Consider the following 24,180-nt stretch of genomic DNA (forward strand, 5'->3'; position numbering starts at 1 on the left):
ACAAAATTTAAGCAAATTTATAAAAAAGAGGCTAGCCACTCCCTGTTTACCAAGTTATAATTTTCTGCCATTCCGATGTGGAAGTAAAAATAATGAACAGGAGTACCGCATGCAGTATAAAAAAATAATATTGGCCCTAGTCTGTTTATCATCGCCACTCTATGCGGAACATGATCAACAGTTGCAACGTCAAATCGCTCGTCTACAAAAACAAGCACAACAATTACAATCTCAATTAGATACATTACAAAAAGAAATGGTTTCTCGAAAAGTGAAACATTCGAGCAATCCGGTCAAAAGGGAGGCAAAAAAACAAGAGCCAAAGGCTCGTGTAAAACATGGAAAAAAACATGAACATGACCAAGTCAAGCAAGATAACATGGTCAGATATCATTCATCAACGGTGACGGTACATACTCCAGAAGAACATCCAGAGTCAGTAGGATTTTATCCAACCGCTTTAGTGGCTGATGGGCGGGTGGTTACTTATGTTGCGGGCACACCGGTCGTCGCTTCTCCATATTTGGGAGATAGACCCGCGTTTGATGGGTCGGATTACATTGTTAATATCTCGAGTATTAATCGCGACATCCGTTTGATGCAACAACGTCGAAGATTATACAGAACATATCGGAATATGGGCTACCCAATTCCAAACAGGCCCATCATTGCGTTAAGCGGTAAAGCCGAACCAGTTGGTATGCTCAATAGTGATTATGTTGGGGGGACAAATGTTGATTTAACCCTAGGCTCAAGTGAGCTGGATGTTGCTGCTGCGTTAAACCAAAATGTTGAGGCCTACATAGCAATCGCATATGATTCAAGCCCGCCGGAGGTTGGTCCAAGAATTAATAATTCTGCATTTAACCTCAATATGGGCTTTGTTAATATCGGTAATTTGGACAAAACACCATTTTATTTTACTGCAGGTCAGTTGTATGTGCCTTTTGGCCGTTATTCCAGTTCGATGATCAGTTCCCCATTAACTTTAGATATGGCTCGTACTAAAACAAGGCCTTTCATAATAGGCTATAAGTCTCAAGAAGATACAGGACCATTTGTTTCAACCTACATTTATCGAAGTGATACCATGCTGGGAAGAGCTGGAGTTGGCGGTGTGAATGGAGGTTATGTCTTTGGATTTGACAAAATGAGTGGTGAAATAGGCGCAAGTTACATCAGTTCAATTAATGATGCAGCTGGCATGCAAAATACTGCAGCGAACCCCGGAACTTTTGGCGGGTTCGGCTCCTTACTCAATGGAAATGAACTTGTGCGTAAAACGGAAGCTGTGGATGTACACGGTAATATGGCTTACGATCGATTTAACTTTGCTGCGGAATGGGTTGGAACCATCGAGGCATTTAGAGCTCAGGATTTGAGTTTTAATGGTCATGGTGCAAAACCCCAAGCATTACAAACAGAAGTCGATATGACATTTAGGGTATTCAATAGACCTGCGTCTGTTGGTGTTGGCTATCAAAGGACTCGAGAAGCGCTTGCACTAAATTTACCAGAACACCGATTTATTGGGGTATTTAACATTTCTATTTGGAAAGATACTGTAGAAAGTATTGAATACCGACATGAAATTGATTATGGATCCAATGATTTTGCCAACGGCGCTGCACCTCCTGGCCTTGTAAATGCACCGACAATAGGAACTGGAGGTACTGCGGATACAGTTGCTGCACAAATAGGTGTTTATTTCTAAAAACGATCGCTCGGGATCTGAAGTAGCCTGATGAAGCAACTGTCTTGAGCACATCTCTACCTATCCCCCGCGAGCAAGTCGTGGGGGGCGGGACGTAGGAGTAGAGCAGTAGTTGCTCACAATGAATGAGTAATAAGTTATGCAAATTGTGCTATCTTTTATCATATAACGTATTTTCGTAAAGGAAAGGAGCATGTGTAAATCGTACAGCATGCCAAAGTCCGTATTTACACCTCCAAGCTGGAACATATTTTTATCACGGTTCGGTGTATTGCTTATTCTTTTATTCATTTATACCGCCAATTCTTACGCAGCAAAAGTTATCGAACTTCAAATAAAAGGAGCAATCGGGCCTGCCACAGCAGATTATATTATTCGTAATATTGATAATGCACAAAATGCAGATTTAATTCTGATTACTCTTGATACGCCAGGTGGACTCGATGAGTCTACACGCGCAATTATTCAAAAGTTTTTATCATCGAATGTTCCTATAGTGACTTATGTCAGTCCAAATGGCGCACGTGCTGCGAGCGCGGGAACTTACTTACTCTACGCCAGTACTTTGGCAGCTATGGCACCTGGCACTCAATTAGGCGCTGCAAGTCCAGTTAACATCGCTATGACTGGTTTTGCGGATGAAACCAAATCGGATAAGCAGACAACTATGGAGAAAAAAATTACGAATGATGCAGTGGCAACCTTGAGGGCCCTGGCACAATTGAGGGGGCGTAATCCAGATTTCGCACAAAAGGCAGTTTTGAACTCTGAGACTCTAACTTCTACAGAGGCCTTAAAGGAGGGAGTTATTAACTATGTTGCGCGCGATGTGAACGATTTACTTTCACAGTTGAATGGCATATCAGTAATGCAAAACAATCAAAAAATAACACTTAACACCAGTAATGCGCACATAGAATTAGTTGAGCCTGATTGGCGCACACGATTTTTATCAATAATTACTAATCCAACGGTTGCTTATCTCCTTCTGTTACTGGGGATATATGGTATTTTCTTCGAACTGGTTAACCCAGGTAATATATTACCTGGAGTAATTGGTACCATATCAATGTGTATTGCGCTCTATGCGTTGCAATTATTACCAATAAGTTATGCGGGTTTCTTCCTAATTATATTGGGTATTGGTTTTATTATTGCGGAAGCATTTGTACCTGCATACGGTTCTTTAGGTATCGGAGGTACCATCGCGTTTATCATCGGATCCATTATGTTAATTGATAGTGACAATCAGACATATCAAATAGCATGGTCGGCAATCGGAGCAATGGCTTTAGTGAATATTATTTTCTTTGTGATCATTCTTGGGATGGCAGTAAAAGCGAGACGACAAAGTGTTAAACATGGTTTAATTGTTTTGATAGGAGCCCAAGGCCGTACGCTTGGTGACATTAATCCAGATGGGCAGGCATTTATTCGTGGTGAGATTTGGAGTGTACACTCGAAAAAGTTTATAGCAGGTAAAAAGCAAATAAAAGTAATCGGAACCTCAGGACTCGTGTTAGAAATTGAAGAAGATTTAGGTAATCAAGGAGGGTAAAATGGGACCTTTTTTCACAGTAATCATCATTGCAATCGTGTTGCTTTTGATATCGGCAATTAAAGTGTTTAGAGAATATGAACGTGGTGTCGTATTCATGTTAGGACGCTTCTGGAAAGTTAAAGGACCTGGTTTGGTACTTATTATTCCAGTGATCCAACAAGTGGTACGGGTCGATTTACGAACTATAGTTATGGATGTCCCAAGTCAAGATGTAATATCTAAAGATAACGTTTCAGTAAGGGTGAATGCGGTTTTATATTTTCGAGTTGTGGTACCAGAAAATGCAATTATTCAAGTTGAAAATTACTACGAAGCAACCAGTCAATTAGCACAAACGACACTCCGTTCTGTATTAGGACAACATGAGTTGGATGAAATGCTTTCCGAACGTGAACGATTAAACAGCGACGTACAAAAAATATTGGATTCACAAACAGATAACTGGGGAATCAAAGTTGCTAATGTCGAAATTAAACGTGTGGATTTGGATGAAAGCATGATCCGTGCGATTGCGAGACAGGCTGAAGCAGAACGCGAACGACGCGCTAAAGTGATTCATGCCGAAGGGGAGTTGCAGGCATCAGCAAAATTACTGCAAGCGTCACAAGTTCTGGCACAACAACCCCAGGCAATGCAATTACGTTATTTGCAAACATTAGCCGCTATAGCAAGTAACAATAACTCAACTATTGTTTTCCCAATGCCAATGGAGTTAGGTGATATTTTATCCAGTATGGCTCAAAAGAAAAAATAGTTGAAATTTATAAAATACACGCGGGTTCACCTTGGGGAGTTGGCGGATACAGCGTGAGGGACAGTGAGCACAGCCCGGGAATGCGATAATCCCGGGTTACAATCTTTTAGCCATAGAGCATGTTCTCCAAGCATGGAGCTAAAAAATTCTACGTGGCTTTAATATTAAGGAAATTTTACTAAGAATGCTTATTGTAGGCAGAAGAACTATATAAGAAGCAAATTCAATTATTTTAAATAAATACTTTTTTTTGCCTTCTGCCAAAGCATAATTTCGACTAAATCTTTCAAATAAAGGCCAATCAGAAATTTTAAATCCGTTTGGGGATTTATATCCTATGAAAAAGTAACCAGTAAAATACCCATAAAACTGTAAGAGTTTATTAGGGTAAAAAATATAGGAAGCTGCGGCTGAGGCATCAAGGTAGGTAGTATAATGCCAACAGTTTTTAGGCAAAAATAACATATCCCCGCGTTCAAGAGTGACGTCATAACCTTCTGCTTGGTTTAATTTTGGAAATTGTTTGCATAACAAATCCATGGGTTGGCCAAATTCTACTAAGCTGTCGCCAACGAAAGGAAGCTTATAAATATATTTACTTTGATCTTTAGTAAATAATAATAATTGTTTTCTTCCGCTTAAGCATAAATGAAGATTGCAGCAATGTTCTCTATCAAAGTGTATTTCTGTATGAGCTCCCTTACCACCAAAAAAATAAATAACTTTCAATCTCTTGTTAAAGTATCTTGGTCGGAATGGAATTTTTTGCCACAGTGGTACATGCCTTTCTATCGCTTCAGAGTATTGCCTGGGAAAACTTTGGCCAAAAATTCTATAGGGCATATTATTTTTTATTTGTGACATGACCGTTGTAAAATCACCACGTTGGTGTGATTGCCAACAATCATTTTCATACATATCATAGGTTATTATGCCTTCAAGAAGATCTTTAAAATAATCTAAAGTAAACTTATCAGTAAAATTTTTTATTTTTATTAAGATAGGCTCCTTTGATTGATAAAGAAGTCGTTTAATATATTCTTCTTGTCCATATTCATATTCTACTTCTTGTATTTTTTTTATTTTCATTTCTTAACTTTTTGAATAAAATAATAAAAATAATATTTTTTACCCCAAAATCTGTCTCTTCGAGTATTTTTCACAATGTAACGAAGCACAGGATTTTTAAACCTAATTTTCCACCATGGAAGAAATATTAATCCTAAAACAGCAGCAATCTCTTGAAGTTTGTAAAAGTCATTCCCAGCTAAATACAGGGCGTTTTTATAGAAAGTTTCTTCATTTACAATTAACCGTTGATAGAGAGAAGCTTGAACCCACTTAGTAATATTTACTTTTTGAATTATTTTTAATTTATCATTCTTCTTAATAAATCGTTCTAATTTAGTTGATTGATCTTTATCTCTAAAATAATGGTCTGCATAACAAAAAAATCCCCCTAAAGATAGGACACGTTCAACTTCAGAAAAGAAATCTTCAATTCTGGGATAAAGATGAGAACTTTCAAGATTGATAACAATATCAAAGCATTCATTGCCTAGGGGTAAATTTTCTGCATCAGATTGAATGTAATTCACTTTGTCTTGTTTGTAGAAATGGCGATTGGAATTCATTACTAATCGATTAACCAGGTCGATACCTAAGGCATAGTCAGTTTTTAGTAACTCCGAACTTGCTTTAAGACCAAGACCATTGCCACAACCTATCTCAAGTAATCGCTTATTAAAAAATTGCATCTTGATTAATGGTCTTATTAATGAATAAAGAAGTAATTGCGAATAAATATCTTGCACCTCAGAGATTGCAGAAAAATCAAAATTTAATTGTTTGTATTCTTCATAGATTTTTTTATTCCATAATCCTGCATTCAAAAATATTTTATTATGATGCCATTGGCCTAAAGTATTATAACTATCTTGAATCAGTTGTTTAATTAATTTGATTTCTGAAGGGTCTAGGTAGTAACGCCTCATTACAAAATCAATTTGTTTGGCAGCATGACTATAACTTTTGAGTTCTTCATCCATTTGGCTAACAAGCACTTATGCAATTTATATCATTAAGTATAAACAATTTTATTAAAAAGCGTGTTACGTATTTAGCTCGCAGAAATTATGTATCATTTAGAGTAATATCAATACAATCTTTCGTTTGTCTAACTTTTATGGTAGAACACTCATTTTGAAGACTTCATGGGGTTTTTATTGTGTCGATTAAATCAGATAGATGGATAGAAAAAATGGCGCTTGAACATGGAATGATATCTCCATTTCAACCCGGACAAGTGCGTGAAAATGACAATGGAAGGATTATTTCATACGGTGTATCCAGTTATGGGTATGATGTTCGTTGTTCTAATGAATTTAAAATTTTCACTAATATTAATTCTGCTATTGTGGATCCGAAAGCTTTTGATGAAAACAGCTTTGTTGATGTGCAATCCGATGTGTGTATTATTCCTCCCAACTCTTTTGCATTAGCAAGAACAGTAGAATATTTTCGTATTCCACGGAATATTCTGACTATTTGCCTTGGTAAATCGACTTATGCGCGTTGTGGCATTATTGTTAATGTGACTCCTTTGGAACCCGAGTGGGAAGGTCATGTTACTTTGGAGTTTTCGAACACGACTACATTGCCCGCCAAAATTTATGCGCATGAAGGCGTTGCGCAAATGCTATTTTTAGAAGCCACTGAAATTTGTGCTGTTTCGTATCGAGATCGCAATGGAAAATATCAGGGACAAACAGGGGTTACCTTACCTCGTACTTGAATTAGATAATAAGAAATAAATTTTATAACTGTAGCCTGGGTGCAGCGCAGCGAAACCCGAGTCATGGGAGCCTGTTTTTTTCATCCATAACCCGGGTTACGGCTTTGCCTTCCCCAGGCTAAGAGATAAGATAAAAAGTAAACTTATTTTATTCTTCATCATCAGGCAATTTATATTTATCACGTGATGCATCGACGCGTTCGCGTAATTCTTTCCCTGGTTTAAAATGAGGGCTGTATTTTGCCTTTGTCACAACTTTTTCGCCAGTTTTGGGATTATGCGCGTTGCGGGGAGGTCTATAATGAAGGGAAAAGCTGCCGAATCCCCGAATTTCTATTCTTTGATTTTTAATGAGTGCTTCACTCATTAATTCCAATATTCTATTAATGCCATCAGCCACTTGCTTTTCAGTAAGATGCGTCATTCGAGCAGCGATGTGTTCAATGAGTTCCGATTTGATCATACCCACCTCGTGTTGTCGCGTGTTTCAAAGTCTGCTACCAATACAGATTAGGTGCTGACAATTGTCCTTGTTTTATAAGTATAGACTGGGAAAAAAATTATTCAATGTTTTCAAGACAGTTAGTCGAAAGTTGTTTTTCGCGTATGGATGTAAGCAAATACAACGCCCCAACTCATCTGAACTTTAGTACGAGTTGTGACAGTAAAATGAGTATTGGGTAATGTTTTGCTGGTTGTAATTACTGTGTTGAGATGTGGTAAATGATCCAACTTGGCACATAGTTTTTCCCATGTTGGGCCAAAAAAAGCAGTGGAATTGATAAAAACAAGCGTTGCATCATCAAAGTTCACCTTGAGAAAATCTCCTAAAACGAACTGAATTTTTTTGGCTTGTCCCGCGTAGTTTTTCATGGCGGCCAATTGCTCAAGTCGTTTGCATGCATCGAGGTAGAGTTCGGGAAATAATTCAATGCCAATACTTTTGCATATAGGGAACACCATGCTGCAGGCTAATACTGCTTTTCCTGTTCCTGAGCCCAAGTCGTAGAAAACGGTGTTTTCATTTGGATTTGTTAGAGATAAAAGTGCAATAAATGATAAAAAATCAATTTCCCCATAAGCATATTCCATTGCATCATATTCGTGGCGTGCATTTTGAGACAACACAAAGCCATTAGCGCCACTGTAAATTTGACGAAAAACTTGAGCGTGCTCTCGCAAATTTAATGATTTTTGCCATTGAGCCACGTTGATTTGCTTTCTTTTGTATTTTAAATGAAGAAATAAAGTTAAGAGCACAAGAAGCAAACAAATAAGATAAGATGTTAATTGGCTCAAATCTAAGTCCTTTATGGTTCAAACTAGCGAACTGGAAACAGACGCCTAGCTTTTGAAGTTGCTTTTAAACTACCATTTTACCTTCTTGGTGTATTGAGAAGCTACTTATTTAAAAAATTAGGAGCTGTTGGGAGTAACTTTTAATGCAAACTCAATCATTTTATTGATAATGCTCCATAAATATTTCCTTAAGTTGTAAGTTCGCTATAAACTTCATGAATCATTAAGTATAAAAAGTATGAGCATTGTCTTATTGCAATGTAATCGAGTAAAATTCTTGCATGTAGTATAGAATTATAATGTTAAGTGCTATTTTATTACTATATTTTGTTTTAAAAATGAGGTTAACTGTAAATTTATGTCTCATAATGTGACAAGTTAATATTTCCTTAATTTTGATTCATTAGAATGAAGTTATATTGAGGTTGGGAGAGCATCATGGCGGGTTTTTTTAGTAATAGAGTTTATGTGCAGCATGAACCTGGGCCACGTGCAGACTTTAGTTTTATCAATGTAGGTAATGAACAATTTCATGCCGTAGCTGTAGCTTTGATTGATTCTTTGCAAAGTAGTAACCAACGAGGCAATGATGCAACGTTGAAAAAAATTTTGGAACGCTTTTATCAGCACTTTCCCAAATATATAAGCAACCAACCGTATTTAACCCTTCCTGAGCGTATGGGGATCCTACTCAATAATTCTCGTAAGTCAGAGTTAGTGGAGTGTATGGCGTATGTATTACGCCAGCTAGCAGTGGATGAGTTATATACCCATCCTTTAAAGTATATTGAGGTATTTGATGGGTTGAGTGCCGAAACCCCCAAAAGTTATTTACGCGATCCTGAAGTCAAGTTACCACCAAGTGCTTTAAATGCCTTGGCTCAGACACTAGGAATTACAGTTACTCTATCTTTTAAAGAACTTGGCAAGGAGCTGAGAAAAAGAGAAATATATGATGGAGAAGAATAATGGCTAATAAAGTTCATTTAAAGATTCAGATTCAAGATGGCGACTACTACCCTCAGGTAACTGAAAAAAATAAAGAAAAATATGCTTATGTTGGTAAATTAGCCACTCCTAGACCTGAGCCTGTCATAAATTCAAATGAACAAGGGCAAACCCTAGGTGGTATTATTAATATGATTGCGGAACATAAGAAACATCGTGCGCAATCTCACGACCAATGGTGTAATACCATTTTAAGTATGGTCGCTGCGGGTGAATTAACTCGTGAACAACTCATGGCGCTTTATATTAAATTTTTACCTATTCAATTGAAGAATGTCATATCAGTATCTGACTTAACCCAAACAAGACAAAAGTCTGCTATTGTAGGTGAGCCACAAGAACAAGAAAAATATACGATTGATCTATTGGCAGACTCTATAGCGGCTTGGATTGTTACAGGACAAGTTGAACCGGATGACTTGTTTGATCAATTAGAAAATCAATCGACGATGACATTGAGATAAAATGGGTAGTCCAAGGAAGCAGAATCAATCTGGATGATGTAACTCTGCTTCAAATCGTCTACTTACATAAATCCTTGTTTTTTCATCCATTCATCATTAGCAAATTTAGACATGTAATTACGAATTGAGTCAGGTAAAATAACCAAGCATTTTTGGCCTTTACCTAAGGATTTTGCGGCATGCAGCGCAGCCCACATTGCGGCTCCTGAAGAACCACCTACTAATAAACCTTCTTCACGAATTAAATCTCGTGCAGTTCGAAATGAATCCAAATCATTCGTTTTAATGTATTGATCAATTAAACTATTATCTAAAACTTCTGGAAAGAAATCATAGCCTATTCCCTCTACTGCATAGGGCTTAATTTCGGTTCCACCCCCAAGAATCGAGCCCTCGGGGTCAACGCCAATGATTTTAATTTGCGGATTATGTTCCTTAAGCCGTTTGGCAATCCCGGTAATGGTTCCCCCTGTTCCTACTCCGGCAACAACCATATGCAAGTCTTTGCCAAAATCATCAATAATTTCCTGAGCAGTGCCGCGGTAATGGGCATTAGGGTTATTGGGGTTAGCATATTGATCAAGAATATAGGAGTTAGGAATTTCCGCATTCAGTCTTTTAGCCAAAGAAATGTGGCTTTCCGGATCATCATACGCTGCTTCTGTTGGAGTTCGATAAATCGTTGCTCCCAATCGCTCGAGCACAGATTGTTTTTCTTGGCTCATTTTTTCAGGCATAGTAATGATTACTTTGTAGCCTAGTACAGCCCCTGCTAGTGCAATACCTATTCCTGTATTTCCAGAGGTGGGTTCAATCAATGTGTAGCCAGGCTTGATATGACCATCGCGTTCTGCATTAACCACCATTTCATACCCAATGCGATCTTTAACAGAGCCGCCTGGATTAAAAAACTCACATTTTACATACAGCTCACAATCAAGATCATGGCCGAGGCGATTAATTTTTACCACAGGAGTTTGTCCTATGGTAGCAAGGATATTGGGATAAATCATAATAAGTCCTTTATTGAAAGTAGTTGGTTTGATTATATGGGTTTTTGGTTAAAAAAAAAATTCTTGCTGAATTTGGGTGGTGATTTTAAATTTTTTAATTTATATTGATCGTTCGAATCAACAAAGCAGGGAGCTAAATATGATAAAATTAAAGTCACTTAAGTTGGGTTTTGGTATTGCTTTATCTTTAGGATTGTGTGCATGCATGGACATGCAGCGCTCAGAACAAACGAACAACCCGGGCTATGGGCAAATGAATACACAGGCTCAACAACAATCAGTAAATAAGCCTAAAGCGCAAAAGACTTACGCTTCAAAAGATCCTACTCAAAAATCAACACCAGGTCCTAAACGCAATGCTGCGCCACAAATTCCTGTAATACAATAATTTTTATCAAGATGATGCACTATAAGAAGTTTATTAGTGCTTTAGTAGGGCTTAGAAGTTGGGGGTTGGAGTAATGCTCAACCCCCCATGTGTTAAAGAGTTACCAGGGTGTAAAACTTTTTGTTTCATCTTCCTTGGCTTTGTGAACCGCTTCCATTTCTATTTTTACGTGCATTGAATCCAGCCCGTCTTTAATCATTTCATTGTTTACAAATTGTCTGGAAGCACGATCCCCAAAAAAACTCATTTTTTTCTTACTTGTTTTTTCCATACTTTGATGGGACGTTCTTGCGTTTTTATGATCGATCATTTCAGACTTTTGTGCTGAATGAATAATGTTTTTTTGTTTCATACTTGAACCTTATTTTCCTAATAAATTTTTTTAGAAGTTCGTCCTTGCATTACTATTATAAAAAGCAAAAATCCACTTTTTGCTCCCAAATGAGTTAAATTGATTCAATTTGGTAAACTCTCCCGATACGAGAGAGCATACTTGCAAATGAACAGGCCAACTATGTAATAGAGCAGCATAGTTTTTCAAGAGATTTGCATCATTTTGGTCCAATCATCTCTTCTGGTCTTACCAATTCGGCAAAGCGTTCTGCTGTTAAAATACCAAGTTTGACTGCTGCCTCTTGTAAGGAAGAATTGTCTTGGTGTGCTGTTTTAGCAATTTTAGCTGCTTTGTCATAGCCTATATATTGATTAAGTGCGGTGACGAGCATTAAGGAGTGATGTAGGTAGTAGTCAATAACTTTGTGATTGGCTTCAATTCCTTCTGCACAAAACTCCTGGAATGAATGGCAGGTGTCTGCCAGCAAATTAAGCGAATGAAGAACATTAAAGATGATGACGGGTTTAAACACATTCAGCTCAAAATTACCTTGACTGTCGGCTATCCCTACAGTTGCATCATTCCCTAGAACTTGAGCACAAACCATGGTCATGGCTTCACATTGAGTTGGATTGACTTTGCCAGGCATAATGGACGATCCAGGTTCATTTTCTGGAATGATTAATTCACCAATGCCACAACGTGGACCCGAAGCTAACCATCGAATGTCATTCGCAATTTTCATTAAAGCACATGCCAGTGCTTTCATGGCACTGTGGGCATTAACTAAAGCCTCATGAGAGGCCAGTGCAGCAAATTTATTATTTGCGGTCACAAACGGCAATTGAGTTATCTGGGCAATGTGCTCTGCTACTTTGGTTGCAAATTGGGGATGAGTGTTTAACCCGGTTCCTACTGCAGTTCCTCCTGCTGCTAGCTCGTATAATTCGGGCAATGCATCCTCAAGCCGACGGACACAGGCATCAAGCTGGGCAACATAGCCAGAAAACTCCTGACCCAAGGTGAGTGGGACTGCGTCTTGTAAATGAGTTCGACCTATTTTAACTATATCTTTGAATGCCGCCATTTTAACAGCCAAGGCAGCGCGCAAGTTTTTTACTGCTGGGATTAGTTTATTCTTGAAGGCGACAGCTGCTGCAATATGCATAGCGGTTGGGAATGTATCATTCGAAGATTGAGACATATTGACATGATCATTAGGGTGAACAGGCGATTTACTACCCATAGTTCCACCTGCTAACTCAATAGCACGATTTGAAATGACTTCGTTGGCATTCATATTGGATTGAGTACCGCTTCCGGTTTGCCATACATGTAAAGGAAAATGATCGTCCAACATCCCTTTGCTGACCTCATCAGCGGCTTGAATAATTAAATCAGCCTTATCTTTCGGTAATTTACCTAAGTCTAGGTTTGTTAAAGCCGCAGCCTTTTTTAAGATACCAAAAGCGTGAGTGACTTCACGTGGCATAATGTCTTTGCCTATATTAAAGTGATGTAGCGACCGCTCAGTCTGTGCGCCCCAATACCTATCGGCAGGGACAGCAATTTCACCCATGCTGTCGGATTCAATACGTGTTTTGCTCATTATTTTAAATTTCCTTAGTGAAATAAAAAATTCTACCACATAGGGTAAAAATAAGTAATTTTTGTTATAGTATTGGGCATTATAGATACGTAGATATGTAGCCTGGGTGCAGCGAAGCGAAACCCGGGATAGCAGTTTTTTTCCGACCTGGGTTTCGCTTCGCTGCATCCAGGCTACATTATAAAATCAATAAACACATGAGAGCGGTACGCATTTATCAACCTGGAAACTACCATACAGGTCAACTTTTAGAATTATCTCCAGAAGCGAGTCAGCATGTCGGTGTTGTTTTGCGCATGCAGGTTGGTGAGCATATTACTTTATTTTGTGGTGATGACCGTGAGTTTGATGCAACAATAGACGCTGTGAAGAAAAAACAAGTTACTGTGGTAATCGGCTCAATAAACGACGTGAGTCGTGAGTCGCCATTAGCTATCCACTTAGCGCAAGCTATTTCTAAGGGAGAGCGTATGGAGTTCGTCATGCAAAAGGCAGTTGAGCTCGGTGTAGCCAGCATTACCCCCATTATTACGGAGCGTTGTGTTGTCAAGTTGGATAAGGAACGAATGACCAAAAAACTTCTTCAATGGCAGGCAATCGTTATTGCTGCGTGTGAACAATCAGGTCGTAATACAATTCCCATAGTACATCCTACTATTACACTAGATCATTATGTCGTTGAGGCTCAAGCTCAATTAAAATTGATTTTGCATCCAGGCGAAGATAAAAACTGGAAAGATTACCCGATAGGACCTTCTGCTATTGCTTTGCTTATTGGCCCTGAAGGGGGACTTAGTGATAATGAAGTTCAATTAGCTCGCAAGCATGGATTTCAACCTTTATCTTTAGGTCCAAGAATTTTACGCACGGAAACAGCTGCGATTACTGCATTGAGTATGTTGCAAGCAGTGGGTGGTGATCTATAATAGAAGTTGCAGCCAGTTTCTCTTAATGCAAAAATCCAGGGTATAGCAGATTTGCGTGCAGATTGAATGAACAGTTTTTTGACAGCAAGGAAGATGATGTATTCTCAGAGGATTTTTCATTCAAGCTATGTCAAATATGAGTATTTCTTGATGCAAAGTGAGTATTTGGCAATTAACGAATTTTAAACAACCGAGGTTGACACATGAGTGATCTTATTAAAACGATAACAGATGCAAGCTTTGAACAGGATGTAATCAATGCAAATAAGCCGGTATTAGTTGACTTTTGGGCTGAGTGGTGTGGTCCATGTCGCGCATTGACCCCTATATTGGAAGAAGTTGCTGCTACTCATGGTGAGCAAGTAACTTTTGCCAAAATTAATATCGATGAGCATCCACAAACCCCTGCAAAGTTTGGTGTGATGAGTATTCCTACATTGATTTTATTTAAAAACGGCCAAGTTGAAGCAGTGAAAATGGGCTTGCTTTCAAAATCCCAATTAAGTGCTTTTGTTGAGAGTCACGTTTAATTTTTTATTTTTCTATATAAAAAATGTTGTATCTTTTACTAAAGCTGTGATAGCCTGTCTGCAATATGTGATATAATGTAAATATATCACATAGGCAGCAGAATCCTTAGCTGCATTCTTAATAATATTTTTCCCGGATACCCAATTCAATTAATCAACAAATCAAGTGAGAAGTATGAATCTTAGTGAACTTAAGCAATTGCCTATTGCCGATCTTTTTAACATCGCACAAGAGATTGGTGTCGAAAACCCTTCCCGTATGCGCAAACAAGAAATTATTTTTGCCATTCTTAAGGCGCACGCCTTAAAAGGTGAAGACATCCATGGTGATGGTGTTTTGGAAGTCCTGACTGATGGTTTTGGTTTCTTGCGTTCTGCCGATGGCTCTTATTTGGCAGGCCCTGATGACATTTATGTCTCACCCAGCCAAATCAGACGTTTTGGTTTGCGTTCTGGCGATACTATTTCAGGTAAAATTCGTCCTCCTAAAGACAGTGAACGTTATTTTGCTTTGTTGAAAGTTGATGAAATCAATTATGATTCACCTGATAGTGCCAAACGAAAAATCTTATTTGAAAACCTTACTCCTTTATTTGCTACAGAACGTTTAGTTATGGAGCAAGGAAATGGAAGTACTGAAGATTTGACCGCGCGGGTAGTTGATTTATGTGCTCCTTTTGGTCGAGGACAACGTGGTTTGATTGTTTCCCCTCCCAAAGCGGGTAAAACATTAATGCTGCAAAACATCGCACGCTCTATAGAAAAAAATTATCCAGAATGTTACCTCATTGTATTATTAATTGACGAGCGTCCTGAGGAAGTAACTGAAATGCAACGCTCTGTAAAAGGTGAGGTGGTTGCCAGTACTTTTGATGAACCTGCAAACCGCCATGTTCAAGTTGCTGAAATGGTGATCGAAAAAGCCAAGCGTTTGGTTGAACACAAACGTGATGTGGTGATTTTACTTGATTCGATTACTCGCCTGGCCCGAGCTTATAACACAGTAATTCCTTCATCGGGTAAAGTACTGACTGGTGGAGTTGATGCTAATGCGTTACAAAGACCGAAGCGTCTGTATGGTGCAGCGCGAAACATCGAAGAAGGCGGCAGCTTGACGATCATTGCCACAGCTCTGGTAGACACCGGTTCTAAAATGGATGAAGTGATTTACGAAGAATTCAAGGGAACTGGTAATATGGAAATTCACTTGAGTCGTAATATTTCTGAACGTCGTGTCTTTCCTGCAATTAATATTAACCGTTCGGGTACACGTCGTGAAGATTTGTTATTGTCTCCAGAAGATCTACAACGTACCTGGATATTGCGCAAAATCCTGCAATCTATGGATGAGTGTGATGCGATTGAGTTCTTGCTTGAGCGCATGAAGAATCACAAAACCAATGCCGAATTCTTTGATGCAATGAAGCGTCAAGAATAATTTAAGTATTCTAAGTGTCTTAAATACAGCCTGGGTAAATCGATGAGATCCCGGGTTAGGCTGTGCTCACTGCCATTTAATTAAGAAACTTTGTCATTCCCGCGTAGGCGGGAATCCATTCCTGAGTTGGTTTTAGTGTCCGTTCGAGTTGGATCCTTGCCTAAGCGGAGATGACAATTTTACATAGACATGGGCTTAACTTAACGGCAGTGAAGTTTGTCTAGGGGATTATTAATGAAATACTCTGATCTAAGAGATTTTATTGCACAATTGGAATCACGTGATTTATTAAAACGCATATCCTATCCCGTATCGCCTTATCTTGAAATGACTGCAGTCAGTGATCGGGTATTACGTTCAGGCGGTCCAGCCCTTCTCTTTACCAATACTCCAAACCATCAAATGCCGGTTTTGACCAATTTGTTTGGTACCGTTGAGCGCGTGGCTATGGGAATGGGCGAAGAAAACATCAGTGCATTGAGAGAGGTAGGCAAATTATTGGCTGCTTTAAAGGAGCCTGATCCGCCCAAAGGATTTAAGGATGCTTTTAATAAGCTCCCTTTGTTAAAACAGGCATTAAATATGGCGCCCAAATATGTAAGCGGCGCAGAATGCCAAACTCATGTTTGGGAAAAAGATAAGGTAGATCTTAATTCTTTACCGATTCAAACTTGCTGGCCTAAAGATGCAGCGCCATTAATAACCTGGGGGCTTGTTACCACTAAAGGACCCCATCAAACACGCGAAAACATGGGGATTTACCGGCAGCAAGTGTTAAACAAAAATCAGTTAATCATGCGTTGGTTATCCCATCGTGGCGGTGCATTGGACTATCAGGCATGGCAAAAAGCTTATCCTGGGGAGCGTTTTCCAGTTGCAGTAACTTTAGGCGCGGATCCTGCAACCATACTTGCTGCAGTGACCCCTGTACCTGATACTTTGTCTGAATATGCGTTTGCTGGATTATTACGCGGTCAACGCACGCGCCTAACACGATGTATTGGGAATGAGCTGCATGTTCCAGCGAGTGCGGAAATTATTTTAGAAGGTTATTTAGAGCCTGGAGTAGAGGCACCAGAAGGGCCTTATGGGGATCATACGGGCTATTATAATGAAGTACAATCGTTTCCGGTGTTTACTGTAGAACGCATCACCCATCGAAATGATCCCATTTATCATAGTACCTATACTGGCAGACCACCTGATGAGCCTGCTATTCTAGGTGTTGCGTTAAATGAGGTGTTTATCCCTTTATTGCAAAAACAATTTCCTGAAATTGTTGATTTCTATTTACCCCCAGAAGGATGTTCTTATCGTTTGGCTGTAGTCACAATGAAGAAACAGTATCCTGGGCATGCGAAGCGAATCATGATGGCAGTATGGTCTTTTTTAAGACAGTTTATGTATACCAAATTCGTCATTGTGTGTGATGATGACATTGATGCGCGAAATTGGAAGGATGTGATTTGGGCAATGACTACACGTATGGACCCAGCACGAGATACAGTGATGATGGAAAATACACCGATTGATTATCTGGATTTTGCTTCACCTGTATCCGGTTTGGGTTCAAAAATAGGAATGGACGCAACCAATAAATGGCCAGGTGAGACACAAAGAGAATGGGGTGAACCCATTGTGATGGATGAAGAAATATTAAAAAAAGTCAATGGCTATTGGTCTTCTCTGGGGTTAGATGAATGAAGGAACAAACAATTAAAGCTCTGGTAGAGGACATTTCACCCTTGACAGACAGCATCATGCGCTTGATTTTAACCCCTGAAAAATACATTGATTATCAAGCGGGACAATATCTGCAAATTCTTTTTGGTAAAGAAGCATTTAGCTATTCTATTGCTAATGCTCCATTAGGCTCCCATAAATACGAGCTTCATATTCGCCATAGCTTGGAAAATCCCTACAATCAGCGATTATTTGCCCATATTAAGAAGTATGGTTTTGTGAACATCCGCCTACCTTTTGGTGAGTGCTCTATGAAACATTTGGATCCGCGACGTCCTATATTATTTATTGCAGGCGGTACAGGCTTTGCCCCTGTAAAAGCGATGATCGAGCAGTTATTATCTACTTCAGATACCCGAGCTTTTGAATTATTTTGGGGTGCACGGTTGCAAAATGATTTATACCTGGATGAAAAGGTAGCAAATTGGCAGACCCATGTAAGCCATTTTAAATATTTTACTTCGGTTTCTGAGGACAATACTGTACCCCTCGCTTCTATTGTACTGAGCAAACACCCACAGGATCTTAGTGAGTGGCAAATCGTGATTAGTGGGCCTTTTGATATGGTATACAGTACTCGTGATGTATTGGTAAGTAACGGTGTTTCCTCAGCTCGTTTATTTTCGGATGCATTTAGTTTTGAAGCAAAATAAGGAAGAGTTTTATGGAGACTTTATATCAAATTCTAGGTCTTATGGGTGCTGGACTGATCATGTTCATTTTGTATCGCGCAATCAAAGGACGTCCTGAGCAATTTAGTAAGGAAAATCTAAACAAAAGTTTTTTTACTATGGGTGTGTTAGCTCTTGTTTTGATTGGCTTTATTGCGCTCTTAGTTTTAATTTTAAGGAATACGTAAAAAACATGTAGCCTGGGTGCAACGAAGCGGAACCCGGGGTTTTAGATCATAAAATAAAATGCTTAATCCCGGGTTCCGCTTCGTTGCACCCAGGCTACAAATTAGCATTTAGTGTGTGGGATTTGCCCTACTATAATGCCCTTCTTTTTCTTTTAAATAAAAGTGGATATGGGGGTTGTTAATTGGCTTTTGGCTTGTGTCTGCAATGAGCATACATTCTTCAACATAGGTGATTTGACTGCTGTCATCAACCAATAAGCGATACCAAGGATTTCGAGTAGCAAATTCACGTTTATGTGCTTGTGGATTATAACGTCCGGAAGCCTGAAATAAAGGATCAACATCCACTACGATTGCTCTGTAGCGGCTGTTTTTGTGAATTACTAAATCTCCAATGTTAAATTGCGCGATTTTATTCATATGAGCCTCTTTGTTGAGCATCTTGAATAATATATCGGTAGAAGTGAATTTAGCTTGAAGGGTAACCTTGTATTTTCACCCAGCTAAAAGAAGTAACTACAAAGTTAAGGCGTGTTCATTATTAAGTAACTCATGTTTTCTTTGATTTTGCCATTCAGGATTTGATTGAAAATCAGTGAGCTCAATCGAATTTATTCCTTTTACAGCATAAGATTTTTGTACTGTTGTCCATACGTCATCATAAGAACTCATGTTTGGAATAACCAGGTAATGCACACAGGGATCAAGTACACTTACTTTTTCTCCTGCTTCTGCCAGACCTTCGGCTGCTTGTTGCACACAAATATTTCCGCAGATCCCGGTAATCAATAGTTCGTTATAAGATTTATCTCGGAAAAATTGGAGGAAAGACAGTGCATAGTCTTCATAAATATTATCCATCTCTTTTAAAAGACGTGGATCACTTAAATCAATTCCTTCTTTAAGTTTCATTCCAGCTTCAGGAGCAGAGAAATTAATTTTAGCAAAGCGGTAAATCGAAATTTCTTCTTCCAGAATGTTGAGCCGTTCCTCAATAGGCTGTGATATGGCGGCACCTATTGTACCGCATAGACAATGTAACCCATATTGTCCATGCTCTGGATTAAGTTGTTGTAATTCATGGTGTTCAATTCTTAGGACTCTATGAGCATGTATTTGCCCATAACCTTGAGTCATAATTTGCGCGTCAATATGGTCTTGGGTTCGTCCAAAAACATGTGCATCCTGAGTGGTAACGATTTCGATTTGCTGACAAAGCTCAGGGTAATTGGCAATAAGCTCAATAAGTGCATCAAGTAACGCCATATTGCGAATTAATGTATTTTCGCCAGCGGGGGCATATAAGGCAAAGCCATGCAGTACGAAGTCATTTTGTATGTCGATTAAAATGATGGCTAACTTATGTGTTATGCATAATTTTTTGAGAATAATCTTTTTTAATTCTTCTTTTAAGATAGAACCTGACTCAGCATATTTTTTATTGATTTCATTAAAACGGTGAGTTGCACTTTGGCGTAGTTGTTCTTGAATTTGCAGATGTGCAGCCAGTCTTAATTCATTGGATGTATTCATTTGTGTAATAAAAAATAGTTTACGATGAATGATACAATATAAAAGGCTTATTACCCACGGAAAAATTAAATTAAAATGGGGCATAATTCCTAGTGTAGATGATGTACAGCGACATCTGGGAAAACTCGATGGATCAATGAACAGTAGTCTGGGTTTCGCTGCCGCTTCACCCAGACTATGCATTTTATTTAAATTGCATCAAGACTTAAAAAATTACCTATATCTTCCAGTACTTCATCGACAGGAGCTTCGATTTCTTTTTGCTCTTCAACTTTATCGAACCAAAACGATGCTCTTCCAGTTGTCACTTTCGAATAAATCAATTTACCTATGGTTGCGAGACTCAACAAAATATTGGCTACAACTGTTGGCCAAGACGAATATTCACTCATAATATCATCTTGACTGTGCAATTTTGCTTTAAATTTCATTTTAAATTTTTGATAGGTCTCTTTTCCTGGAATCTCATCCCGATTTTGATAGACAAATTGATCTACATCCTTTTTAAGATCATCAGCAAGCTGATTCATGATTTCTTTTTCGTGTTCGGACAAGTCTTTTGCATAAGTTTTTATACCGGCAATTGTTTCATAGAAACTTCGCATTTTCAGGGCATATTCTTTATGGCGCCCTTCTTTAGTTTCGAACGTTAAAAGTACCTGCTCTGCTTTTTGGGGAAGGTCTTCTACCACCTCAGGTTTTGCATCTGCTTCGATTAACTTAACTACAATTTTACTCAGAGTAGCTTGCATTTTAGCACCTGGAAATTTATCCACTCCTGCAGTAATTTTCTTAAGTACTGCCTCGCTGCTTCCTGAGTCTACATATGCTTTTAATAGGCCATTTTTTGCATTAACAATATCTTTAATGAATTGATCGCGAATATCTCTATCCTCAGAAATAAATAAATCCTTAGGATAATAATGCTTGTTACGATCATTGATGTATGTGTTAAGCATTCCTGCAAGCTCTTCAGCAAGTATTTCACGTTGTCCTTGCCTTTCTTTTTCTTGTTGTTGTCTTTCTTCTTTTTGTCTTTCTAGAATTTTAATTTGTCGCTCTTGTTCTTCTGCTTTTACTCTTTCTTCTCTTTCTCGTTGTTGTTTTTCTTCCTCTTCTTGTTTTTCTAGAACTTTAATTTGCCGATCGAGTTCTTCTGCTTCGTCTGTAAGTTCTTTAATGGTAACGGTTTCTTTTTGGGTTATCTGTTGTGTAAGTAGCGCAACTGCTTCAGCAGGATTGTTTCTTTCATCAAAGTGACGCACTAGTTTTAATTTAAGTTGTTCTAATGCTTTTAAAGCAGATGAAATTTCCTTCTGAGTCTGTTCATCTACACCAAGAATAAATGGAATGTTTTTCTCTTGGCGAGAGACAGCACTTAATAAGTTACGTTTATCGGTTGAGTCTAAGGTCCAAGTATATTTGCTTTTCACCTCTCCAAGGAGTTCCAGTAACAAATCAAAACCTATGTTTTGAGGATTTTTAGTACTCGTAATGCCTGATTGATTAACAAATTCTGCCAGTTTATTTCTGTCATAACCGACCTCCAGGTGTTCTTTAACATGTTGCAGCAATACATTTAATTTGTGTGTTTTATCAAGAAGTTTTATATTATGCTCTTCCGCTTTGCGCAAAGCAGCTTCTTGGTCTTGCAGGTAGAGCAAAACCGCTTCTTTATCTTCTTTATCTAAATTGACTGATGAACTGGCATTTATTTGGGCTATTTTTAAGGCGGAAGGGACTTCATCTTCAATGATGGCCTTATTCTTTTGATTAAGTACTGCTATAGCCCTTTCTTTTTCGTTTTTTTCTTGTTGCAATTGCTGCAGCTGTTCTCTTTGTGCCGTGATTTGTTGTTGTTTTTCCAGATATTGACGGGTTAATTCTTGTTTACTTATCATTTTTTACATCTCACATCTAAATGGTTAAAGCACGGGCATTATAAAACACATTGGCTGATTATTAAATGATCAAATTTTTTTTTAAAAATCAAAAAGTTAAATAAGATAAATCGCCAAAACAATTCCTATTTCATAAAGAAAGCAAAGTGGTATTGCGAGCATGATTTGCGAGAAAACATCAGGTGGCGTAAGTAACATCCCTACAATAAAAGCCCCAACGATAACATAGGGCCTGATTTTTTTTAGCGTCATCACCTCAATGATTTTTAAACGCACCAGCACAAAGCAAATCAAGGGTACCTGAAAACAAAAGCCAAAGATCATAAGCATTCTGGTGATAAAATCCAAAGCATAGGCCATGTCAGGCATATAGCGCACTCCTTTAGGCAAGGCGTGTGCAAAAAAGTGAAACATAAACGGTAAAACCAAATAAAAGCAAAATAAAACTCCGGCGAGAAAAAGTACAAGGCTGAAGATTAGAGCAATACGTAGCGTAGTTTGTTCTCTTTGGTAAAGGCCAGGACTGATAAAGCGCCAAAATTGAAATAAAGCAAAAGGAGCGCTGAGCAACATGGCCGCATCAGCAGCGAGTTTTAGTGGAGTAAATACGGGGGATGTTACTTGAGTCGCAATTAAACCTTCTTGAGCAGAAAGCGTATGCAGCAGTGGGTTAACCAAAGCTCGATATAAATCATTCGCCAAAAAAAAGAAAATAAAAAATAAGCTGCTAAACCATATTAAGGTTTGCAATCCACGGCGGCGTAATTCTAAAAGGTGATTTAACATGGTTTCTTCGAAGTAGTAAAATTTTGATTCTAACCTTTCCCAAAAACTACCATTAAGTTAATGACGGTTGTCTTCTAAGTACTGCGCAAGCGCAGCACTTAGAGAAATTTTTAAGCTTCAGCGAGTTCTTTGCTTTTAATGCCAACTTTTTCGGGTCGAATTTCTCTTAAGCGGTTGAACTGATCCACAAAGACTACAGTTGGAACTATAGTTGCACATTCTTCTTCCAATACTTGGGTAAAGGAAGCGATAATGATTAAATCTCCTGGGGTAACCAAATGCGCTGCTGCTCCATTAACGCAAATCTCCGTAGAACCTGGTCTACCCGTGATGGCATAAGTCTCAAAGCGAGTGCCAGCAGTGATATTCCAGACGTTGACTGCTTCATAAGGTAATATGTTTGCTGCCTTAAGCAATTCCGGAGAAATAGTAATGCTTCCTTCATAATCCAAATCAGCCTCAGTGACACACGCACGATGAATTTTGGATTTTAACATTTTTCTATAAGCCATAATGACCCCAACCTTGTTCATAGTGGCCGAATTTTACACCAAATTTAGAAGTTTATGCTATATAAATTTGTCGCTTGAATTGTAGGTATATAGCGCAACCGGTAATGGAAAACCAGAACTCTCCTTCGCTTCTCCTAGGCTACTTTTTATTGAGGATGCGCGTTATAATTAGCTTTTTTTTATGGGATGAATTAAGGTGAGGCATAGCCCACGCAAGCGTTTTGGTCAGAATTTTCTACAAAACCGACATATTATTGATGACATTGTCCGAGCAATTAATCCACAGGCAGAAGATAATATGCTGGAAATTGGTCCGGGTTTGGGGGCTTTAACTGAGCCATTGTTGCGTCGCTTAAATCATCTATCAGCAGTTGAAATCGATACCGATTTACAACATTATCTGTCAGAACGACCTAGTGCGCAGAATAAATTGCATTTAATTGCTGCGGATGCATTAACCCTTGATTACAGCCAATTTGGCCACCAATTACGTGTGGTAGGGAATTTACCTTATAATATTTCCACTCCTTTACTCATTCATTTATTGCACTTTACGCCATATATAGAAGACATGCATTTTATGTTGCAAAAGGAAGTAGTAGAGCGTATGGCGGCACAACCAGGCAGTAAAGCCTACGGTCGGTTAACGGTGATGTTGCAATACCATTGTGCTGTGGAGCATTTGTTTCATGTTCCTCCGGAGGCTTTTGATCCACAGCCTAAAGTAGATTCAGCGGTGGTTCGTCTTATTCCCCATCGCGTTTCTCCCTTTGAAAAAGTTTCTGTAGCGCAGTTAGAGCGTCTGGTAGCTAGTGCATTTGCCATGCGTCGTAAAACACTTAATAACAATTTAAAGGGAATAGTAACGGTTGAACAATTGAGCACGTTGGGTATTGATGGAAGTAAAAGGCCAGAACAAATTTCTATTTCGGAATATGTTCAACTAGCGAAATTTATTTCCAATTAGTGTAAAATTAATCATCATGGACATAATTTATCAATTTTGGAGTTATT

26 protein-coding genes are annotated in these 24,180 nt (G+C 38.6%); 14 read left to right on the plus strand and 12 right to left on the minus strand.

Annotation, left to right across the window (positions count from 1 at the left end; translation table 11 throughout):
- Positions 1 to 109 precede the first annotated feature (109 nt).
- The 3 genes from Lani_RS11590 (at position 110) to Lani_RS11600 (ending at position 4,029) form a co-directional block, all read left to right on the plus strand.
- Positions 110 to 1,714 carry an LbtU family siderophore porin gene (locus Lani_RS11590; protein ID WP_058388551.1) on the plus strand — a complete coding sequence of 535 codons (1,605 nt, stop codon included), beginning with the start codon at positions 110 to 112 and terminating at the stop codon, positions 1,712 to 1,714.
- Between the two features lie 211 nt (positions 1,715 to 1,925).
- The gene (locus tag Lani_RS11595; RefSeq protein WP_019232731.1) at positions 1,926 to 3,272 is read left to right on the plus strand and encodes an NfeD family protein; all 1,347 of its coding nucleotides are present in this window, start codon (positions 1,926 to 1,928) and stop codon (positions 3,270 to 3,272) included.
- Position 3,273: 1 nt separating this feature from the next.
- Positions 3,274 to 4,029: a slipin family protein gene (locus tag Lani_RS11600; RefSeq protein WP_019232732.1), complete on the plus strand. Its 756-nt coding sequence runs from the start codon at positions 3,274 to 3,276 to the stop codon at positions 4,027 to 4,029.
- A gap of 138 nt (positions 4,030 to 4,167) precedes the next feature.
- On the opposite strand, the gene Lani_RS11605 is transcribed toward Lani_RS11600, so the two are convergent.
- Both Lani_RS11605 and Lani_RS11610 read right to left on the minus strand, forming a co-directional pair.
- Positions 4,168 to 5,118 (minus strand): cupin-like domain-containing protein, encoded by a 951-nt coding sequence (locus tag Lani_RS11605; RefSeq protein WP_019232733.1) that lies wholly within the window; start codon positions 5,116 to 5,118, stop codon positions 4,168 to 4,170.
- Complete coding sequence (locus tag Lani_RS11610) at positions 5,115 to 6,077, minus strand: class I SAM-dependent methyltransferase (protein ID WP_019232734.1); 963 nt, start codon at positions 6,075 to 6,077, stop codon at positions 5,115 to 5,117. The genes Lani_RS11605 and Lani_RS11610 overlap by 4 nt, the downstream gene beginning before the upstream one ends.
- A gap of 179 nt (positions 6,078 to 6,256) precedes the next feature.
- Here Lani_RS11610 and dcd point away from each other — a divergent pair, with 179 nt between their 5' ends.
- A complete protein-coding gene (dcd, locus tag Lani_RS11615; protein WP_040522117.1) occupies positions 6,257 to 6,823 on the plus strand; it encodes a dCTP deaminase in 567 nt (188 codons plus the stop codon).
- A 148-nt stretch (positions 6,824 to 6,971) separates the two neighbouring features.
- On the opposite strand, the gene Lani_RS11620 is transcribed toward dcd, so the two are convergent.
- Together Lani_RS11620 and Lani_RS11625 are read right to left on the minus strand one after the other, a co-directional pair.
- Positions 6,972 to 7,286, minus strand: coding sequence for an integration host factor subunit beta (locus tag Lani_RS11620; RefSeq protein ID WP_019232736.1), 315 nt, complete (start codon positions 7,284 to 7,286; stop codon positions 6,972 to 6,974).
- A gap of 119 nt (positions 7,287 to 7,405) precedes the next feature.
- Positions 7,406 to 8,122 (minus strand): methyltransferase, encoded by a 717-nt coding sequence (locus Lani_RS11625; protein ID WP_019232737.1) that lies wholly within the window; start codon positions 8,120 to 8,122, stop codon positions 7,406 to 7,408.
- A gap of 438 nt (positions 8,123 to 8,560) precedes the next feature.
- On the opposite strand from Lani_RS11625, the gene Lani_RS11630 reads away from it, so the two are divergent.
- Positions 8,561 to 9,091, plus strand: coding sequence for a hypothetical protein (locus tag Lani_RS11630; RefSeq protein WP_019232738.1), 531 nt, complete (start codon positions 8,561 to 8,563; stop codon positions 9,089 to 9,091).
- A complete protein-coding gene (locus Lani_RS11635) occupies positions 9,091 to 9,594 on the plus strand; it encodes a hypothetical protein (protein ID WP_019232739.1) in 504 nt (167 codons plus the stop codon). Before Lani_RS11630 ends, Lani_RS11635 begins: the two co-directional genes overlap by 1 nt.
- Before the next feature lie 62 nt (positions 9,595 to 9,656).
- On the opposite strand, the gene Lani_RS11640 is transcribed toward Lani_RS11635, so the two are convergent.
- Positions 9,657 to 10,607 carry a pyridoxal-phosphate dependent enzyme gene (locus Lani_RS11640; RefSeq protein WP_019232740.1) on the minus strand — a complete coding sequence of 317 codons (951 nt, stop codon included), beginning with the start codon at positions 10,605 to 10,607 and terminating at the stop codon, positions 9,657 to 9,659.
- 139 nt (positions 10,608 to 10,746) lie between these two features.
- Between Lani_RS11640 and Lani_RS11645 the strand changes: the two genes are divergently transcribed.
- Positions 10,747 to 10,995, plus strand: coding sequence for a hypothetical protein (locus Lani_RS11645; protein ID WP_019232741.1), 249 nt, complete (start codon positions 10,747 to 10,749; stop codon positions 10,993 to 10,995).
- Positions 10,996 to 11,095: 100 nt separating this feature from the next.
- Here the strand turns inward: Lani_RS11645 and Lani_RS11650 are convergent, their stop codons facing one another.
- The gene (locus Lani_RS11650) at positions 11,096 to 11,347 is read right to left on the minus strand and encodes a hypothetical protein (RefSeq protein ID WP_019232742.1); all 252 of its coding nucleotides are present in this window, start codon (positions 11,345 to 11,347) and stop codon (positions 11,096 to 11,098) included.
- Between the two features lie 199 nt (positions 11,348 to 11,546).
- Positions 11,547 to 12,938 carry a class II fumarate hydratase gene (fumC, locus tag Lani_RS11655; RefSeq protein WP_019232743.1) on the minus strand — a complete coding sequence of 464 codons (1,392 nt, stop codon included), beginning with the start codon at positions 12,936 to 12,938 and terminating at the stop codon, positions 11,547 to 11,549.
- A gap of 197 nt (positions 12,939 to 13,135) precedes the next feature.
- On the opposite strand from fumC, the gene Lani_RS11660 reads away from it, so the two are divergent.
- The 6 genes from Lani_RS11660 to Lani_RS11685 all read left to right on the plus strand — a co-directional run bounded on the left by Lani_RS11660 (position 13,136) and on the right by Lani_RS11685 (position 18,434).
- A complete protein-coding gene (locus Lani_RS11660) occupies positions 13,136 to 13,864 on the plus strand; it encodes a 16S rRNA (uracil(1498)-N(3))-methyltransferase (protein WP_019232744.1) in 729 nt (242 codons plus the stop codon).
- 203 nt (positions 13,865 to 14,067) lie between these two features.
- Entirely contained in the window at positions 14,068 to 14,394 is a 327-nt protein-coding gene (gene trxA / locus Lani_RS11665; RefSeq protein ID WP_019232745.1) for a thioredoxin, read from the plus strand.
- Between the two features lie 175 nt (positions 14,395 to 14,569).
- The gene (rho, locus tag Lani_RS11670; protein ID WP_019232746.1) at positions 14,570 to 15,832 is read left to right on the plus strand and encodes a transcription termination factor Rho; all 1,263 of its coding nucleotides are present in this window, start codon (positions 14,570 to 14,572) and stop codon (positions 15,830 to 15,832) included.
- A gap of 234 nt (positions 15,833 to 16,066) precedes the next feature.
- Positions 16,067 to 17,536: a 4-hydroxy-3-polyprenylbenzoate decarboxylase gene (gene ubiD / locus Lani_RS11675; protein ID WP_019232747.1), complete on the plus strand. Its 1,470-nt coding sequence runs from the start codon at positions 16,067 to 16,069 to the stop codon at positions 17,534 to 17,536.
- On the plus strand, positions 17,533 to 18,228 hold the full coding sequence (locus tag Lani_RS11680; protein ID WP_019232748.1) for an NAD(P)H-flavin reductase: 696 nt from the start codon (positions 17,533 to 17,535) through the stop codon (positions 18,226 to 18,228). Before ubiD ends, Lani_RS11680 begins: the two co-directional genes overlap by 4 nt.
- Positions 18,229 to 18,239: 11 nt before the next feature.
- The gene (locus tag Lani_RS11685; protein WP_019232749.1) at positions 18,240 to 18,434 is read left to right on the plus strand and encodes a hypothetical protein; all 195 of its coding nucleotides are present in this window, start codon (positions 18,240 to 18,242) and stop codon (positions 18,432 to 18,434) included.
- A gap of 108 nt (positions 18,435 to 18,542) precedes the next feature.
- Here Lani_RS11685 and hspQ read toward each other — a convergent pair whose 3' ends face one another.
- The 5 genes from hspQ to panD form a co-directional block, all read right to left on the minus strand.
- On the minus strand, positions 18,543 to 18,854 hold the full coding sequence (gene hspQ, locus Lani_RS11690) for a heat shock protein HspQ (RefSeq protein ID WP_019232750.1): 312 nt from the start codon (positions 18,852 to 18,854) through the stop codon (positions 18,543 to 18,545).
- Positions 18,855 to 18,950: 96 nt separating this feature from the next.
- Positions 18,951 to 20,051: a cysteine hydrolase family protein gene (locus tag Lani_RS11695; RefSeq protein WP_019232751.1), complete on the minus strand. Its 1,101-nt coding sequence runs from the start codon at positions 20,049 to 20,051 to the stop codon at positions 18,951 to 18,953.
- A 104-nt stretch (positions 20,052 to 20,155) separates the two neighbouring features.
- Positions 20,156 to 21,868 (minus strand): hypothetical protein, encoded by a 1,713-nt coding sequence (locus Lani_RS11700; protein ID WP_019232752.1) that lies wholly within the window; start codon positions 21,866 to 21,868, stop codon positions 20,156 to 20,158.
- A 96-nt stretch (positions 21,869 to 21,964) separates the two neighbouring features.
- Positions 21,965 to 22,654, minus strand: a complete 690-nt coding sequence (gene tatC, locus Lani_RS11705; RefSeq protein WP_019232753.1) for a twin-arginine translocase subunit TatC — start codon at positions 22,652 to 22,654, stop codon at positions 21,965 to 21,967.
- A 110-nt stretch (positions 22,655 to 22,764) separates the two neighbouring features.
- Positions 22,765 to 23,166, minus strand: coding sequence for an aspartate 1-decarboxylase (panD, locus tag Lani_RS11710; protein WP_019232754.1), 402 nt, complete (start codon positions 23,164 to 23,166; stop codon positions 22,765 to 22,767).
- A 196-nt stretch (positions 23,167 to 23,362) separates the two neighbouring features.
- On the opposite strand from panD, the gene rsmA reads away from it, so the two are divergent.
- The gene (rsmA, locus tag Lani_RS11715; RefSeq protein WP_019232755.1) at positions 23,363 to 24,133 is read left to right on the plus strand and encodes a 16S rRNA (adenine(1518)-N(6)/adenine(1519)-N(6))-dimethyltransferase RsmA; all 771 of its coding nucleotides are present in this window, start codon (positions 23,363 to 23,365) and stop codon (positions 24,131 to 24,133) included.
- The last annotated feature ends 47 nt before the right edge of the window (positions 24,134 to 24,180 follow it).

It is taken from the genome of Legionella anisa (assembly GCF_001467525.1).
GTDB lineage: Bacteria > Pseudomonadota > Gammaproteobacteria > Legionellales > Legionellaceae > Legionella > Legionella anisa.